Annotated in this window: 15 protein-coding genes; 6 read left to right on the top strand and 9 right to left on the bottom strand. The window is 73.3% G+C overall.

Going from position 1 to position 15,847, the window contains the following annotated elements; translation table 11 throughout:
* The first annotated feature begins 3 nt into the window (after nt 1-3).
* From ACZ3J7_RS08740 to trxA, 5 genes are all read left to right on the top strand, one after another.
* Nucleotides 4-2,181: a protein kinase family protein gene (locus ACZ3J7_RS08740; RefSeq protein ID WP_465618274.1), complete on the top strand. Its 2,178-nt coding sequence runs from the start codon at nt 4-6 to the stop codon at nt 2,179-2,181.
* Between the two features lie 98 nt (nt 2,182-2,279).
* On the top strand, nt 2,280-3,107 hold the full coding sequence (sigM, locus tag ACZ3J7_RS08735) for an RNA polymerase sigma factor SigM (protein WP_465618272.1): 828 nt from the start codon (nt 2,280-2,282) through the stop codon (nt 3,105-3,107).
* The gene (locus ACZ3J7_RS08730) at nt 3,104-4,081 is read left to right on the top strand and encodes an anti-sigma factor family protein (protein ID WP_465618270.1); all 978 of its coding nucleotides are present in this window, start codon (nt 3,104-3,106) and stop codon (nt 4,079-4,081) included. The genes sigM and ACZ3J7_RS08730 overlap by 4 nt, the downstream gene beginning before the upstream one ends.
* A gap of 154 nt (nt 4,082-4,235) precedes the next feature.
* On the top strand, nt 4,236-5,204 hold the full coding sequence (gene trxB, locus ACZ3J7_RS08725; protein WP_465618268.1) for a thioredoxin-disulfide reductase: 969 nt from the start codon (nt 4,236-4,238) through the stop codon (nt 5,202-5,204).
* A 165-nt stretch (nt 5,205-5,369) separates the two neighbouring features.
* A complete protein-coding gene (trxA, locus tag ACZ3J7_RS08720) occupies nt 5,370-5,696 on the top strand; it encodes a thioredoxin (RefSeq protein ID WP_033254162.1) in 327 nt (108 codons plus the stop codon).
* A 221-nt stretch (nt 5,697-5,917) separates the two neighbouring features.
* Here trxA and ACZ3J7_RS08715 read toward each other — a convergent pair whose 3' ends face one another.
* From ACZ3J7_RS08715 to rpmH, 9 genes are all read right to left on the bottom strand, one after another.
* The gene (locus ACZ3J7_RS08715; protein ID WP_465618266.1) at nt 5,918-6,535 is read right to left on the bottom strand and encodes a GNAT family N-acetyltransferase; all 618 of its coding nucleotides are present in this window, start codon (nt 6,533-6,535) and stop codon (nt 5,918-5,920) included.
* 134 nt (nt 6,536-6,669) lie between these two features.
* On the bottom strand, nt 6,670-7,743 hold the full coding sequence (locus ACZ3J7_RS08710; RefSeq protein WP_465618264.1) for a ParB/RepB/Spo0J family partition protein: 1,074 nt from the start codon (nt 7,741-7,743) through the stop codon (nt 6,670-6,672).
* Nucleotides 7,740-8,804, bottom strand: coding sequence for a ParA family protein (locus tag ACZ3J7_RS08705; protein ID WP_465618725.1), 1,065 nt, complete (start codon nt 8,802-8,804; stop codon nt 7,740-7,742). Before ACZ3J7_RS08705 ends, ACZ3J7_RS08710 begins: the two co-directional genes overlap by 4 nt.
* 192 nt (nt 8,805-8,996) lie before the next feature.
* Entirely contained in the window at nt 8,997-9,779 is a 783-nt protein-coding gene (rsmG, locus tag ACZ3J7_RS08700; protein ID WP_465618262.1) for a 16S rRNA (guanine(527)-N(7))-methyltransferase RsmG, read from the bottom strand.
* Between the two features lie 142 nt (nt 9,780-9,921).
* Complete coding sequence (locus tag ACZ3J7_RS08695; protein WP_465618260.1) at nt 9,922-10,443, bottom strand: Jag family protein; 522 nt, start codon at nt 10,441-10,443, stop codon at nt 9,922-9,924.
* A 52-nt stretch (nt 10,444-10,495) separates the two neighbouring features.
* On the bottom strand, nt 10,496-11,677 hold the full coding sequence (gene yidC / locus ACZ3J7_RS08690; RefSeq protein WP_465618258.1) for a membrane protein insertase YidC: 1,182 nt from the start codon (nt 11,675-11,677) through the stop codon (nt 10,496-10,498).
* 3 nt (nt 11,678-11,680) lie between these two features.
* The gene (gene yidD, locus ACZ3J7_RS08685; RefSeq protein WP_014137017.1) at nt 11,681-11,995 is read right to left on the bottom strand and encodes a membrane protein insertion efficiency factor YidD; all 315 of its coding nucleotides are present in this window, start codon (nt 11,993-11,995) and stop codon (nt 11,681-11,683) included.
* Entirely contained in the window at nt 11,992-12,420 is a 429-nt protein-coding gene (gene rnpA / locus ACZ3J7_RS08680) for a ribonuclease P protein component (RefSeq protein ID WP_465618256.1), read from the bottom strand. Before rnpA ends, yidD begins: the two co-directional genes overlap by 4 nt.
* 19 nt (nt 12,421-12,439) lie before the next feature.
* Entirely contained in the window at nt 12,440-12,577 is a 138-nt protein-coding gene (rpmH, locus tag ACZ3J7_RS08675; protein ID WP_014137019.1) for a 50S ribosomal protein L34, read from the bottom strand.
* Between the two features lie 429 nt (nt 12,578-13,006).
* On the opposite strand from rpmH, the gene dnaA reads away from it, so the two are divergent.
* The gene (gene dnaA / locus ACZ3J7_RS08670) at nt 13,007-14,881 is read left to right on the top strand and encodes a chromosomal replication initiator protein DnaA (protein WP_465618254.1); all 1,875 of its coding nucleotides are present in this window, start codon (nt 13,007-13,009) and stop codon (nt 14,879-14,881) included.
* Nucleotides 14,882-15,847: the final 966 nt, after the last annotated feature.

The raw sequence follows: 15,847 nt of genomic DNA, 5'->3' as shown, positions 1-15,847 counted from the left end.
ACGGTGGCTGACGGCACCAAGGCGATCGTCGACACGTCCGAGGCGGACGGGGCGGCGACCGAGGCCGCACAGGCCGCACCCACGGACGCGGAGCGCGGGGCCGGCTCCGAACGGCCCGCCACGGGCACCCCGGGCGGTGCGGTGCGGGCCGCCGCCGCCGACGGACCGGCACCGGCACCGGCCAAGGCCGCCGGGAAGAACGGAGCGAAGGCCGCCGGGAAGAACGGCGCCCGCAGCAACGCCGCCCGGAGCAACGGCAAGGGCACCGCCAAGGCGGACCCGAAGACCACCCCGCTGCGCGCCGCGAACGCGAAGGGCGCGGCCGCCGCCGCTGCCGCGGACGCCGCCGCCGAAGCCCCCGCGGGCACGCCCGAGGCCCCCGGGACGCCCGGATCCCCCGAGGCCGTCGAGTCCCCTGCGGCCGCCGTCCCGGCCGAGGCCACCGCCCCGCTCTCCGCCAAGGAGATCGACGCCGAGCTCGCCGCCCAGGGCGCCCGCCCCGAACGCCCCTCCCGCACCCGCGGGGTGCGCCGCCCGCTGCCCCCGGTCGAGCCCTCCGAGCCCGCCCCGCCCACCAGCACCGAGACCCTGGACGCCGACACCGCCACGCTGCCCGCCGTGCTGCCCGCCCCGCAGCGGCGCAGCGGCGACAAGATCGGCGCCCGCTACCGGCTGGAGGAGTGCATCTCCGAGTCGGAGACCTTCAGCAGCTGGCGCGCCGTCGACGAGAAGCTCCGCCGCGCCGTCGGCGTCCACCTGCTCTCGGCCGGCCACCGCCGCGCCAAGTCGGTCCTCACCGCCGCCCGCAGCGCCGCCCTGCTCGGCGACCCGCGCTTCGTCCAGGTGCTGGACGCGGTGCAGGAGGGCGAGCTGGTCTACGTCATCCGCGAGTGGCTGCCCGGCGCCCGCGACCTCGGCGAGCTGCTGGTCGGCGGCCCGATGGAGCCGTACGACGCGTACCAGATGGTCCGGCAGGTCACCGACGCGATCGCCGCCGCCCACGAGCGCGGCCAGGCGCACCTGCGGCTCACCCCCAAGTCCGTGCTGCGCACCGACGGCGGCCAGTACCGGATCAACGGCATCGCGGTGGACGCCGCGCTGCGCGGCCTGCCCGCCGAGGACGCCGAACTGACCGACGTCCGGGCGATCGGCGCACTGCTGTACGCGGCGCTCACCCACCGCTGGCCCTACCCCGAGGACCGCTACGACCTCCAGGGCCTGCCCAAGGACCTCGGCTGCGTCCCCCCGGACCAGGTCCGGGCCGGCGTCCACAAGGGCCTCGCCGAGCTCGCCGCGCGCATCCTGTGCGAGCAGCCCCCGCACCACAAGGAGCCGATCACCAGCCCCGCCGAGCTGGCCGCGGCGATCGACCGGATGCCGAAGATCCGGCAGCCCGAGCAGCCCGTCCCGCCCGCGCTGCGCGCCCTGCCCGCCGCCCCCCGGCCGCGGTACGCCAGCAACGCGCAGACCCAGGCGCTCCCCCGCACCGAACCCCGGCCGCCCGCCCCCGCGGCCGCCCCGGCCCCCGCCGCGCGCCCCCGTCGGGGGCTGCGCCGCCTGCTCAAGTGGACCGCCTCGCTGCTCGCGCTCTCCGCGGTGGCGATCGGCTCCTGGCAGCTGGCCCAGTACGTGAACGACCGGGAGGAGACCACCGGCACCCACGCCGCGCCCGCTCCCACCCCGTCCGGCTCGGCGCCCGTCGTCACCGGCGAGAAGTTGACCGTCTCCTCGGTCGGCCCGTTCAACGCCTTCGGCGAGACCAAGGAGGAGCACGTCTCCGAACTGCCGAACGCCACCGACGGCAACCCGGCCACCGCCTGGACCACCCAGCGCTACAACGACCAGTTCGGCGGCGCCTACCGGCCCGGCACCGGCCTGCTGATCGACCTGGGCTCGGCCCGCCGGGTCGGCTCGGTGGACGTCCAGTTCATCGGCGACACCAAGGCCGAGCTGAAGGCCGCGCCGGCCGGCACCACCACCCCGCCGTCCCCCGACGACGCCGGTTTCCGCAGCTTCGGCGCCCCGGTCGCGACCGGCTCCGGCACCAAGGTCACCCTCAAGCCCGACGGCCCGGTCACCACCCGGTACCTGCTGCTCTGGCTCACCAACGTCCCGGCCAACACCGACGACGGCAGCGGCGGCTTCCGCGGCAAGGTCGCCGAGGTCCAGGTCAACGGTTAGTCCCACTCCGTCGCACACCCTTGATCCGCTCCGGCGCATCCCCAACGATGTGAACCACGGCCGCCGGAGCGGACGGCCGAACCGCAAGGAGGGGGCGGATGGCCGAGGAGCCCACCGACGCCGAACTGCTCGCCCGGCACACGGCGGGTGACCCGGACGCCTTCGGGCTGCTGGTGCACCGTCACCGCGACCGCCTGTGGGCGGTCGCGGTGCGCACCCTCGGCGACCGCGAGGAGGCCGCCGACGCCCTGCAGGACGCCATGGTCTCCGCGTTCCGGGCCGCCGCCGGGTTCCAGGGCCGCTCGGCGGTCACCACCTGGCTGCACCGGATCGTGGTCAACGCCTGCCTGGACCGGGCCCGGCGCGGCGCGGTCCGCCGGGCCGAGTCGCTGGAGCAGCGGCCGGAGGGCACCGTCGAACGCGCGCTCGGCACCACTGAGGGCGCGGAGAGCCACGCGGTGCGCGCCGAGACCCGCCGCGAGGTGGCCGACGCGCTGGCCGAGCTGCCCGCCGACCAGCGGGCCGCGCTGGTGCTGGTCGACATGCAGGGTTACCCGGTGGCCGAGGCCGCCGAAGTGCTCGGCGTCCCGGTCGGCACCGTGAAGAGCCGCTGCGCCCGCGGCCGGGCCCGCCTGCTCCCGCTGCTGCGCCACCTCGGCCCCGGCGCGCGGACCGACGGTGTTCCACGTGGAACACCGACCCCCGACCACCCCGTCGGCGTTCCACGTGGAACGGTTCCGACCGGACGTCCCGCCGCCGTTCCACGTGGAACGGCCCCGGGCACCGGGCCCGCCACCGTTCCACGTGGAACACCGCCCGATGGCGCCGCTCCGCCCTCGCCCCGGAGCGGGAACCCGAACCGCCCCTCCCCCGTCCCACCCACGGATCCCTCGCCCGCGCTGGAAGGAGATGCGACCCCGCGATGACGCCGCACCCGCCTTCCGACCGCCCCGAACCGGACGACCTCACGGATCCGACCGACCCCGCCGAGCCCGACGGCCACCACGGCTCGGACGCCCACCACGACCCCGACGGCCACCCCGGCCTGGACGACCTCGCCGACCTCGCCGAGGAGCTGCTGTCGCCCGAGCGGGCCGCCGCCGTGCGCGCGCACCTGGCCGACTGCCCGGTCTGCGCGGCGGACTTCGCCGCCCTGTGCGGCCTCCCGGAGCTGCTCGCCGACGCCCCCGCTCCCGCCCTGCCGGACGACGTCGCGGACCGGCTGACGGCCGCCCTGGCCGCCGAGTCCGCCGCCCGCGCGGAGACCCGGCCGACCGCCCCTCCGACGCCGGCGGCCGTTCCCGCGCGGCCCGCCGTCGCCCCCTCCCGCACCGCGCCGCCCGGCGGGCCGGCCGCCGCCACCGGCCCCGGCCGGCCACCCCGGCGGCGCCGGGCCCGGCTGCTGCTGGCCACCGCGGCCGTCGCGGCGGTGGCGCTCGCCGCCGGTCTGGCCGGCACCCTGCTCCCCCTCGGTGGCGATCCGGAGGGCACCGCCGCCGGCCGCCCGATGGACGCCCGGGACCAGCACGCCGCCGCCTCCGGCGGTGGCGCCTCGGCGCCCCGGCAGGTCGCGCCGGACGGCCGGGCCGACGGCCCGGGCCCGGACTTCACCGCCGAGTCGCTGCCGGTCCAGGTCAGGCAGCTGCTGGCGGAGAGGGCCCCGCACCAGCTCGGCCAGGCCAGCCCCGCCGACCCGACGGCCCCGGCCTGCGCGCTGGCCGCCGCCGGACGCCCGGACGAGCCCCCGGCCGCCACCGGCCCCGGCCGCTACCTGGGCCGACCGGTGCTGGCCCTGGTGTTCCGCCCGCCGGGCGGCAGCGGGCCGCTGGACGTCTACCTGGCCACCCCGGACTGCCCCGGTTCGACGATCCTGCTGCACAGCACCGTCCCGTCCCCCTGATTCCTCGCCCGGCCCCGCGCAGCGCGCCCGAAGTGCGGGCGCGTGGTGCGGCCCGGCCTGGGAATGCGGAAGACTGGTCAGTCGTTGTCCGGGGCGGCGGAGCAGACCGCCCTCCCCCCGCACCAGCGGGACGCCAGGCGAACCAGGAGAAGCAGTGAGCGACGTCCGTAACGTGATCATCATCGGTTCCGGCCCGTCCGGGTACACCGCTGCGCTGTACACCGCGCGCGCTTCCCTGAAGCCGCTGGTCTTCGAGGGCGCGGTCACGGCCGGCGGCGCCCTGATGAACACCACCGAGGTGGAGAACTTCCCCGGCTACCGCGACGGCATCATGGGCCCCGAGCTGATGGACAACATGCGCGCCCAGGCCGAGCGCTTCGGCGCCGAGCTGGTGCCGGACGACGTGGTCGCCGTCGACCTCACGGGCGACGTCAAGACCGTCACCGACTCCGAGGGCACCGTGCACCGCGCCCGCGCGGTGATCGTCGCCACCGGCTCGCAGCACCGCAAGCTCGGCCTCCCGAACGAGGACAAGCTCTCCGGCCGCGGCGTCTCCTGGTGCGCGACCTGCGACGGCTTCTTCTTCCGCGACCAGGACATCGCGGTGGTCGGCGGCGGCGACACCGCCCTGGAGGAGGCCACCTTCCTGTCCCGCTTCGCCAAGAGCGTCACGGTCGTCCACCGCCGCAACTCGCTGCGCGCCTCCAAGGCGATGCAGGAGCGCGCCTTCGCCGACCCGAAGATCACCTTCGCCTGGGACAGCGCGGTCGAGGAGATCCACGGCGACCCGAAGCTCTCCGGTCTGACCCTGCGCGACACCAACACCGGCGACCTGCGCGAGCTGCCCGTCACCGGCCTGTTCATCGCGATCGGCCACGACCCGCGCACCGACCTGTTCAAGGGCCAGCTCGACCTGGACGCCGAGGGCTACCTCAAGGTCGAGGCTCCCTCCACCCGCACCAACGTCCCCGGCGTCTTCGCCGCCGGCGATGTGGTCGACCACACCTACCGCCAGGCCATCACCGCCGCCGGCACCGGCTGCTCCGCCGCGCTGGACGCCGAGCGCTACCTGGCCGCGCTGTCGGACGCCGACGAGGCCCCGGCCGCCGCCCTCGCGGTCTGACGCGCCCCACCACGGCGCGCACCACCCGCACCGCACCACCCCGCAGCACCCGGCGGTCGTGGCGGGCCTGACGCAGCGACAGGTCCGCCCGGCGGAGGAAGAAACAGATCCGCCCCCGCCGTTGTTATCACTGACGCACCTCCCCTCCGACCCCAAGGAGTCCCCGTGGCCGGCGCCACCAAGGAAGTAACCGACGCGACCTTCGACGCCGAGGTCCTCAAGAGCGACAAGCCCGTCCTCGTCGACTTCTGGGCCACCTGGTGCGGCCCGTGCCGCCAGGTCGCCCCGGTCCTGGAGGACATCGCGGCCGAGCACGGCGACAAGCTCAGCGTCGTCAAGCTCGACGTGGACGCGAACCAGGAGACCGCCGCGGCGTACAACGTGATCTCCATCCCGACGCTCAACGTCTACAAGGGCGGTGAGCTGGTGAAGACCATCACCGGCGCCCGCCCGAAGGCCGCGCTGCTGCGCGAGCTCGCCGAGTACCTGTAGGTCTCGGATCCCGGGCGGCCCGGACGGATTCTTCCGTCCGGGCCGCTTCGCGTTTCCGTTCCCTCCCCCGCCGGCGCCGCCCGGGGCTTCGCCAGGAAGCCCGGAGAGCGCGGCACCCGCCGTCCGGCCGCGGCCGCCGAGGCACGGGGGCTTCGCTGAGAAGCTCTCAGCGCTCCGGCCGCCACCCGGGCCGGGCCACCGCCGGGCGGAGGAACGCTCCCTCAGAACGGCCGCAGCGCCGGTTCCTTGCGCCGGCCGCCGAGCAGCCGCTCCAGCGCGCCCTCCACGTCCTCCTTCCAGGAGAGCGTGGTGCGCGCCTCCAACCGCAGCCGCGGGTACCGGTGGTGCGGGCGGACGGTCTTGAAGCCCACCGCCAGCAGGTGCTCGGCGGGCAGCAGGCAGCTCGGCACCTCCCGCCCCTGCGCGCCGAACGCCTCGATCGCCCGGAAGCCGCGCCGGACCAGGTCCTTGGCCACCGACTGCACCAGCACCCGTCCCAGCCCCTGCCCCTGGAACTCCGGCAGCACCCGGGACACCATCAGCTGCACCGCGTCCGGCGCGATCGGACTGGTCGGGAAGGACTGCCCGCGCGGCACGTAGGCGGGTGGCGCGTAGAGCACGAACCCGGCCGGGCGGTCGTCCACGTAGGCGACCCGCCCGCAGGAGCCCCACTCCAGCAGCACCGCGGAGATCCAGCCCTCCTTCTCCAACTCCCCCTTGCCGGCGTCCTGCGCGTCCCGCCCGCTGACCGGGTCGAGCTCCCAGAAGACGCAGGAGCGGCAGGTGTTCGGCAGATCCGAGAGGTTGTCCAGCGTCAGCGGAACGACCCTCCGTCCCACGCCCGCACCTCCTCCTCCGGACTCGAACGGCCCGGACCTCCAGTCTGCTCCGGGTAGCGGAACGGGTGCACGTTTCACGTGAAACATGCACCCGCAGATTCGCCTCCCGCGTCCCCGGTCCCCGGGTCCCCGGGTCAGGACAGCGGCAGACCCCGCTCGCCCGGAGCCAGGCTGTCCAGGATCCGGTTCAGGTCCTCGACCGAACCGAACTCCAGCACCACCTTGCCCCGGCCGAACTTGCCGCCGCTCCGGGCGACCTCGACCTTGACCCGGGTCTCGAAGCGGTCCGAGAGTCGACCCGCCAGCTCGTCGAAGGCCGGGGTGGGCAGCGGTTCCGCGCGCGGGGCCCGCTTCCGCTTCGGCTCCTCGCCGGACAGCAGCTTGGCGACCTCCTCGGTGGAACGCACCGACAGGCCCTCGGCCACCACCCGGGCGGCCAGCTTCTCCTGCTGCTCGGCGTCCGCCACCATCAGGATCGCCTTGGCGTGCCCGGCGCTGACCTCCCCGGCCGACACCTTCAGCTGCACCGACACCGGCAGGGTCATCAGCCGCAGCGTGTTGGACACGTGCGGCCGGGACTTGCCGACCCGCTTCGCCAACTGCTCGTGCGTGCAGCCGAAGTCGCGCAGCAGCTGGTCGTACGCGGCCGCCTCCTCCAGCGCGTTCAGCTCGGCCCGGTGCAGGTTCTCCAGCAGCGCGTCCAGCAGCAGCTTGTCGTCGTCGGTGGCCCGGACGATCGTCGGGATGACGTCGAGACCGGCCTCCCGGGAGGCCCGCCAACGCCGCTCGCCCATGATCAGCTCGTACCGGTCGGGACCGGTCTGCCGGACCACCACGGGCTGCAGCAGGCCGACCTCCTTGATCGAGGCGACCAGTTCGGCGAGCTTCTCCTCGTCGAACACCTCGCGCGGCTGGCGCGGGTTGGGACGGATCGACTCCAGCGGCAGCTCGGCGAACCGAGCGCCGTCCACCGGGGCCAGCGCCGCCTCCAGCACGCTGCGGCGCTGGTCGCCGGCCAGCTCGCGCAGGCTCTCCGCGGCGGCCTTCGCCGCCACCGTGCCCCGGTCGGTCGGCACCACCGGCACCACCGCGACCTGGCCGGCCCCGGCGGGTTCGGCGGCCGGAGCCGCCACCTCGGCGGCCACCGGCTGGGTCGCCGGGATCAGCGCCCCCAGTCCCCTGCCCAGACCCCTGCGCGTGCCACTCACCGCTTGCCCTCCATCGAACTGTGCTCTGCCGTCGGCGCGGACGTCTCCCCGCCGCTGCGCGGCGGAACGACCGCCGCGCCCGCCCGGTGCCGCCCGACCGTCGTCTTGGCGACCTCGGCCCGCAGCGCCAGCTCGCGGGCCGCCTCCAGGTAGGAGAGCGCACCGCTGGAGCCCGGGTCGTAGCTCAGCACGGTCTGCCCGTAGCTGGGGGCCTCCGAAATGCGCACCGACCGCGGGATGGCGGTGGACAGCACCTCCTTCTCGAAGTGCGTCCGCACCTCCTCGGCGACCTGCGCGGCCAGCCTGGTCCGGGCGTCGTACATGGTGAGCAGGATGGTCGACACGTGCAGCGACGGGTTCAGGTGCGCCCGCACCAGCTCCACGTTGCGCAGCAGCTGGCCCAGGCCCTCCAGCGCGTAGTACTCGCACTGGATCGGGATCAGCACCTCCTGGCCGGCCACCATCGCGTTGACGGTCAGCAGCCCCAGCGAGGGCGGGCAGTCGATCAGCACGTAGTCCAGCGGCTGCTCGTACGCGGCGATGGCGCGCTGCAGCCGGCTCTCCCGGGCGACCAGCGAGACCAGCTCGATCTCGGCGCCGGCCAGGTCGATGGTCGCCGGGCAGCAGAACAGGCCCTCGACGTCCACCACCGGCTGCACCACGTCGGCCAGCGGCTTGCCCTCGACCAGGACGTCGTAGATCGACGGCACCTCGGCGTGGTGGTCGATGCCGAGCGCGGTCGAGGCGTTGCCCTGCGGGTCGAGGTCGATGACCAGCACCCGGAGCCCGTGCATGGCCAGCCCGGCCGCCAGGTTGACGGTGGTGGTGGTCTTGCCCACCCCGCCCTTCTGGTTGGCGACCACCATCACCCGGGTCGCGGCGGGCCGGGGCAGCGCCTCCCCGGGGTGCCCGAGGGCCGGGACGGCGGTGTGCGCGGCCCGTGCGACGGGGGTGTCATCCACCTGATCGACGATCTCCGACTCCTGCATGGGGGTCAGTGTTTCACGTGAAACCTGGCCCGCGACAGTCACCTCCGGGTGACGATCCCGGGCCCGGTTCAGGTCTTGATCAAGTACGCCGGTGAGCAGGAAGCGACGTTTCACGTGGAACACCATGCCCGGAATGTCGGGATCAACCGGCCCGACACTCCGGACCCGACCGGAAGGAGAGTCGGAGGAGGACCGAGGAGGGCCGGTACGGCAGGGGGCGGGCGGCCCACCGGCCACCCGCCCCGAACTCCCGTGCGAACCGGCTCAGCGCCGACCGCGACCGCCGCCGCCACCGCGCCGGCCCGCGCCCTCGCCGCCCTTGCCGCCGCGCCCGGCCCGGGCCGCCCTGGCCCGGCGGGTGGCCGCCTTGACGCCGCCGGGGCTCTCCCCCGCCTCCACCCGGACCACCCGGGTCGGGGTCACCAGCACGCCCTCGCCGACCCCGATCACCGACCACTTCACCGCGCCCAGCCGGGTCAGCGCCGCCCGCGAGTCGGTCAGTTCCTGCTCCGCGGTGTCGCCCTTGAGCGCCAGCATCTGCCCGTACGGGCGCAGCAGCGGCATGCCCCAGCCGGCCAGCCGGTCCAGCGGCGCGACCGCGCGGGCGGTCACCACGTCCACCGCCAGCTTGCCGACGGTCTCCTCGGCCCGGCCGCGCAGCACCGTGACGTTGTCCAGGCCGAGCTCGCGGACCACCTCCTCCAGGAAGGTGGTGCGCCGCAGCAGCGGCTCCAGCAGGGTCACCGAGACGTCGGGCCGGGCCAGCGCCACCGGGATGCCCGGCAGACCGGCGCCCGAGCCGACGTCGCAGAGCGAGACCCCGGCGGGCAGCAGCTCGGCCAGCACCGCGCAGTTGAGCACGTGCCGGTCCCACAGCCGGGGCACCTCGCGCGGGCCGATCAGCCCGCGCTGCACCCCGGCGGTCGCCAGCAGCTCGGTGTAGCGCACGGCCTGCGGCAGCCGGTCGCCGAAGATCCGTCCCGCTGCCTCCGGCGCCTGTCCCGGCCCCTCCAGCGGCGCCTCGGACGCCGTGCCGTCCCTGTCCATCTCTGCTGCCTCTCCGCTCACCGTCGAATCCACCCGCCCTACCAGCACTGTTCCACGTGAAACGCCACTCCGCCGCAGAGCCGACGACCCCGCCCGCGCGAGGCGGGCGGGGTCGGAAGCCGGAACGGCAGCACCACCGGCATCAGGCCGGCAGCACGACCACGCAGCGCTGGGGCTCCTCGCCCTCCGACTCGCTGCGCAGGCCGGCGGCGGCCACCGCGTCGTGCACCACCTTGCGCTCGAACGGGGTCATCGGCCGCAGCTTGACCTGCTCGCCGGTGCTCTTCACCCGCCCGGCCGCCTCCGCGCCCAGCTCCGCCAGTTCGGTCCGCTTGCGCGCCCGGAAGCCCGCGACGTCCAGCATCAGCCGGCTGCGCTCACCGGTCTCCCGGTGCACGGCCAGCCGGGTCAGCTCCTGGAGCGCCTCCAGCACCTCGCCGTCCTGGCCCACCAGCCGCTGCAGCGTCCGGTCGTCGCCCTCGCTGACGATGGAGACCAGGGCCCGGTCCCCCTCGACGTCCATGTCGATGTCGCCGTCCAGGTCCGCGATGTCCAGCAGACCCTCCAGGTAGTCGGCGGCGATGTCACCCTCGTGCTCCAGACGCGAGAGGACGCTCTCACCGGCCGGGGCGGTGTCGACGGCGGAGGTGGTGCCATCCGTCACAGGTGGACTCCTTCGGAAACGAGGCCCTCGGGTGGGGCCGAAGGGTGGGGGACTACTTCTTCTTCGGCCGCTGGCCGGGCTGGCCGCCGCGTCGCGGCTGCTGGCGCTGGCCCTGGCCCGACTGGCCGCCCGGCTTCGCCCCGCCCGCCTTCGCGCCGGGCTTTCCGGCGCCGGCACCGGCCGACGCGGCCCGGGTCTCGTCCGCCTGGGCGGCGGCGTCCGTCGCGTCCTGCGGCTCCGCGGGCTCGGCGGTGGGCGCCTGGTGCGAGGCGGTCGCCTGGCGCTGCGCCTTGCTCTGCTTGCGCGGCTGCTGCCGACGGACCTGCACGCTCTCCTCGACCGCCGCCTGGGCGTCGGCCGCCGCGCCGCCCTTGCTGCCGCCCTTGACCAGCGATAGCACGCCGGCCTTCTGGATCGAGCCGTCCGGGTTGATCCGGCCGGCCTTCTTCAGGCGGGCCTGGCGCTCGTCCCACGCCCGGCTGCCCGGCGTCGGGTTGTTGCGGATGACGACCAGCTGCTGGGCCATCGACCAGACGTTGGTGGTGAGCCAGTAGACCAGCACACCGACCGGGAAGTTGATGCCCATCACCGCGAACATGATCGGGAAGACGTACATCAGCATCTTCTGCTGCTGCATGAACGGCGTCTTGACCGACAGGTCGACGTTCTTGGTCATCAGCTGGCGCTGGGTGACGAACTGCGACAGAGACATCAGCACGATCATGACCGCGCAGACGATCTGGATGTGGACGCTGTCCGCGCCGACGAACTTGGCCGACAGGGGGGCGCCGAAGATGTGCGCCTGCTTGGCGCTCTCCAGCAGCGGCTGGTCGATGACGCCGATCGTCTTGTCGTTGGCGATCGAGGCGAGCACGCCGTAGAGGGCGGTGAAGAACGGCGCCTGCACGAGGATCGGAAGGCACGAGGAGAACGGGTTGGTGCCCGCCTCCTTGTACAGCTTCATCATCTCTTCGGACTGGCGCTGCTTGTCGTTCTTGTAGCGCTCCTGGATGGCCTTCATCTTCGGCTGGATCGCCTGCATGGCCCGGGTCGCCTTGATCTGCTTCACGAAGAGCGGGATCAGGCAGATCCGGATGACGACCACCATCATGACGATGGACAGACCCCACGCCAGGCCGCCGTCGGGGTCGAAGACGTGGCTGAACAGCGAGTGGAACTGGACGATGATCCAGGACACCGCTGTGTAGAGGGGACTCAGAAAACCGAAGGTCACCGGTCAGACTCCTTGGGCATCGGGCTTCGCCACCGGCTCCGGCTCGGCGGTCCCGCTCGTGGGGCTCAGCAGATTGCGCAGCCGGCGGTGCCACACCGGGTGCTTTCGCGGCGGAACATGGTCGACCCCACCGGGAGACCAAGGATTGCAGCGCAGGATGCGCCAGACCGTCAGCCACCCGCCCTTGATCGCGCCGTGGACGCGGACCGCCTCGTACCCGTAGCGGGAGCACGAGGGGTAATAACGGCACACCGGACCGAGCAGCGGACTGATGGTCCACTGGTAGAGCCTGATCAGGCCCATCAGCAGGTACTTCATCGCCCTGTTCCCGTCGGGGCACCACCGGCCGGTTCCGACCTGAGCACGCGGCGCAGTGCCGCGTCCAGGTCGTGCGCGAGGTCCGGGTACGGAGCCGTCGCCGCGGTCGGCAGGGCCCGTACCACTATCAGGCTACCTGCGGGCAACCGGGACAGGCGCTCGCCGACCAGGTGACGCAACCGGCGCTTCACCGCGTTGCGGACCACCGCCGGACCCACGGCCTTGCTCACGACGAAACCCGCACGCGCCGGAGGAAGCCCCTCGGCGACGTGCGGGCGTGAGTCGCTGTTCCGGTCGGACCCCGCCTCGGGCACCGCCTCTCTGTGGAGGTGGACCACCAGCAGGGGCCGGCCGGCGCGGCGACCGCGTTTCACCGCGGCCGCGAAGTCCTGGCGCCGCCGCAGCCGATTCTCGGTGGGCAGCACTGCAGACCCTCTACGCGGTTCAGGCGGACAGTTCGGTGCGGCCCTTGGCACGGCGGTTCGCCAGGATGGCGCGGCCGGCGCGGGTACGCATACGCAGCCGGAAGCCGTGGGTCTTGGCGCGGCGACGGTTGTTCGGCTGGAAGGTGCGCTTGCTCACTCGGGGGCTCCTGGGGTGAATCGTAGGATGACGGGGAATCGCTTGGCCGTCACCGTGCGTCCGCGCGACCTCCCCTTGACTTGGGAAATCCGACTCCCGGGCCCAGATCTGCTGGGCCGAGGAGCACCACGGCGCCCGTGCTGCGCGCGTCATGGAAGCGGGCGGACCCGCGGACATGCGGCAGCGGCCATCGACAACTCGACCTGGTTACGGTACGCGGGAGCGGGTCCGAGGGTCAAACCAGGTGGCCGCCGCGCCCTTGCCCACAGCCTGTGGACAGGAACTTGAATCAGCTCTGCGCGCTGACTACCGTTGCAGGACTTGTCTCTTTTGTTCTGTGCCCGCGGCCGCACCGCCGCCGCGCCACCCGAACCCTCCCCCGTGACCTTGCCTGGCTCCCCCGTCCGGGGAACGAGAAAGCGTGTACCAGTGGCTGATGTCAACAGCGATCTCGTCCTGATGTGGTCGAGGGTCGTCGAGCGACTGGTGAGCGACAGCGATGTCGTGGAGAAGGACAAGAACTGGGTCCGTCGGACCCAGCCGATGTGGATGATGCACGACACCGCCCTGCTCGCGGCTCCCAACGAGTTCGCCAAGCAGGTGCTGGAGGGCCGGCTGCTGCCGCAGCTGACCGAGGCCATCTCGCACGAGTTCGGCCGGCAGGTCCGGATCGCGGTGATGGTGGACGCCAACGCCGCCCCGGTCTCCGAGCCGGACCAGGACCAGGACCCAGAGCTCGACCACGAGCCCGTCCCGGAGTGGCCGCACCCGCGGCCCGAGCAGGCGTACCCGGCACGCACCGAGCAGCCCTATCCCGTCCGGGCCGAGCAGCCGTACCCGGCGGGGCCCGGCTACCAGCAGCAGGGCCCGCCGCCCGGGAGCTGGCCGGGCCGGGGCGGGGACGACTACCAGCGCCCGTCCTACCCGGCCGCGTACCCGGCGGGCGAGCCCTACCGCCCGCCCGTCCAGGCCCCGTACCGCGAGCACCAGCCCGGTGCGGAGGCCGGCGGCTGGGGCGAGCCCGCCCCGATGCCCGAGCGGCGGCCCGACCCGGCGCCGAGGCGCTCGCACCGGCCCGGCCCGGACTCGGCGCAGGGCGACCTGTTCGGCGGGGCGCTCGGCTCCCCGGACGAGGACCGGCCGCGCCAGGGCGGCGCCCGCCGTGCGGCCGCGCGGCCCTCCGCGCAGCCGCACGGCCAGGTCGAGCGCCAGCCGGGCGTCCCGGCGCCGCCCGGCGCTCCCCCGGCCGGCGGCCCGCGCAAGGACGAGCCGAACGCCCGGCTGAACCCCAAGTACCTGTTCGACACCTTCGTGATCGGCGCCTCCAACCGCTTCGCGCACGCCGCGGCGGTGGCGGTGGCCGAGGCGCCGGCCAAGGCTTACAACCCGCTCTTCGTCTACGGCGAGTCCGGGCTCGGCAAGACCCACCTGCTGCACGCCATCGGGCACTACTCGCGCAGCCTGTTCCCGGGCACCCGGGTGCGGTACGTGAGCTCGGAGGAGTTCACCAACGAGTTCATCAACTCGATCCGGGACGGCAAGGCGGACGCGTTCCGCAAGCGCTACCGGGACATCGACATCCTGCTGGTCGACGACATCCAGTTCCTGGCCAGCAAGGAGTCGACGCAGGAGGAGTTCTTCCACACCTTCAACACCCTGCACAACGCGAACAAGCAGATCGTCCTCTCCTCGGACCGGCCGCCCAAGCAGCTGATCACCCTGGAGGACCGGCTGCGCAACCGCTTCGAGTGGGGCCTGATCACCGACGTCACCCCGCCGGAGCTGGAGACCCGGATCGCGATCCTGCGCAAGAAGGCGATCCAGGAGCAGCTGAACGCCCCCGCCGACGTGCTGGAGTTCATCGCCTCCCGGATCACCCGGAACATCCGGGAGCTGGAGGGCGCGCTGATCCGGGTCACCGCGTTCGCCAACCTGAACCGGGCCCCGGTCGACCTGGAGCTGGCCGGCATCGTCCTCAAGGACCTGATCCCGGGCGGGGACGAGGACGCCGGGCCGGAGATCACCGCACAGGTGATCATGCAGCAGACCGCGGCGTACTTCGGCCTCGGCGTCGAGGACCTGTGCGGCTCCTCGCGCAGCCGGGTGCTGGTGACGGCCCGGCAGATCGCGATGTACCTCTGCCGGGAGCTGACCGACCTGTCGCTGCCGAAGATCGGCGCCCAGTTCGGCGGCCGGGACCACACCACGGTGATGCACGCCGACCGCAAGATCCGCTCGCTGATGGCCGAGCGCCGGTCCATCTACAACCAGGTCACCGAGTTGACCAACCGCATCAAGAGCTAGCTAACAAAACCACCGGAGGGTCGGGGACGCCCTCGGCAGGTATCGGAGCAGGCGTCAAAAACCTTTCCCACGTGGGGAGTTGACGAGACGAAGGGGAGTCGGGCCGAAGCGGCCCGGCTCCCCTTCCGCATGCCGGGGGATTACCCGGACGAGTGGCGGGCCGTCGGCGCCGTGCACTCGTCCGAGTGCACGCGAGGGCCTTCCGCGGGCCCGCGCGGGCGGTCTGTAGTAGGGACCCGACAAGTCGGGGCGTTCGAACGCGGGGTGGATCCGAACAGCGGCCGACGGGGCCGTTCGGATGGTGTCGGAGTGGCGTCCGGGTGGTGGCCGGATCGGATCGGTCGGCCGGCCGGGCGCTCCGCGGGGGGTGTGGAGGGGCCCTCGACGGGGCAGGAGTCGCCGGAAGGACCGCCGAGACGGCCGGTCGGCGTTGCGAACACGTGCGCAACGAATCGAACGGTTCGGGCGCGCACCCCTGTTTTCCACAGGAACGGGTGGGTTTTCCCCGTCCACAGGGTGCGCGGGGGCGAGTTATCCAGAGGTTCCTCCACAGGTGGATCGCCGCTACGCTCTTCCGCGCAGGTCAACCCCCTGTGGACTTGTGCACAACAGTTATCCACAGGCTGTGGAGAACTGAGGCCCCGTCAGGCGGTCCACGGAGTTATCCACCGGCTGTCCACAGGATCGGGTGGGTTATCCCCAGGTTGTCCACAGCCTTGTCCACAGTTCGGCAACATCAACTCCCCTGTCAGCCCTGGGTGTGAAAGGCGTCACGTGATGTTGATCGGCGGCGGTGGATAACCCTGGGGATTTCTGTGGATACAGCTGTGGATAACCTGTGGATACTCAGCGTGCCCTGTGGATTACTCTCCGTCGTCCACAGGAGGGCCTGGTTGTCCACAGGCGCCGTCCACAGGACCTGTGGACAAAATCTGGCCGCTGACCTGCGCAAACGGAGTTATCCAC

The organism is Kitasatospora sp. NPDC015121 (assembly GCF_055562955.1).
Note: the sequence above shows the minus strand (reverse complement) of the source record. Positions and strands in the feature narration are given on the sequence as shown.

Coding starts and splice junctions, on each gene's coding strand:
- ACZ3J7_RS08730 (WP_465618270.1), top strand. CDS start 3,104: ATGACGCCGCACCCGCCTTCCGACCGCCCCGAACCGGACGACCTCACG.
- yidD (WP_014137017.1), bottom strand. CDS start 11,995: ATGAAGTACCTGCTGATGGGCCTGATCAGGCTCTACCAGTGGACCATC.
- rsmG (WP_465618262.1), bottom strand. CDS start 9,779: ATGGACAGGGACGGCACGGCGTCCGAGGCGCCGCTGGAGGGGCCGGGA.
- sigM (WP_465618272.1), top strand. CDS start 2,280: ATGGCCGAGGAGCCCACCGACGCCGAACTGCTCGCCCGGCACACGGCG.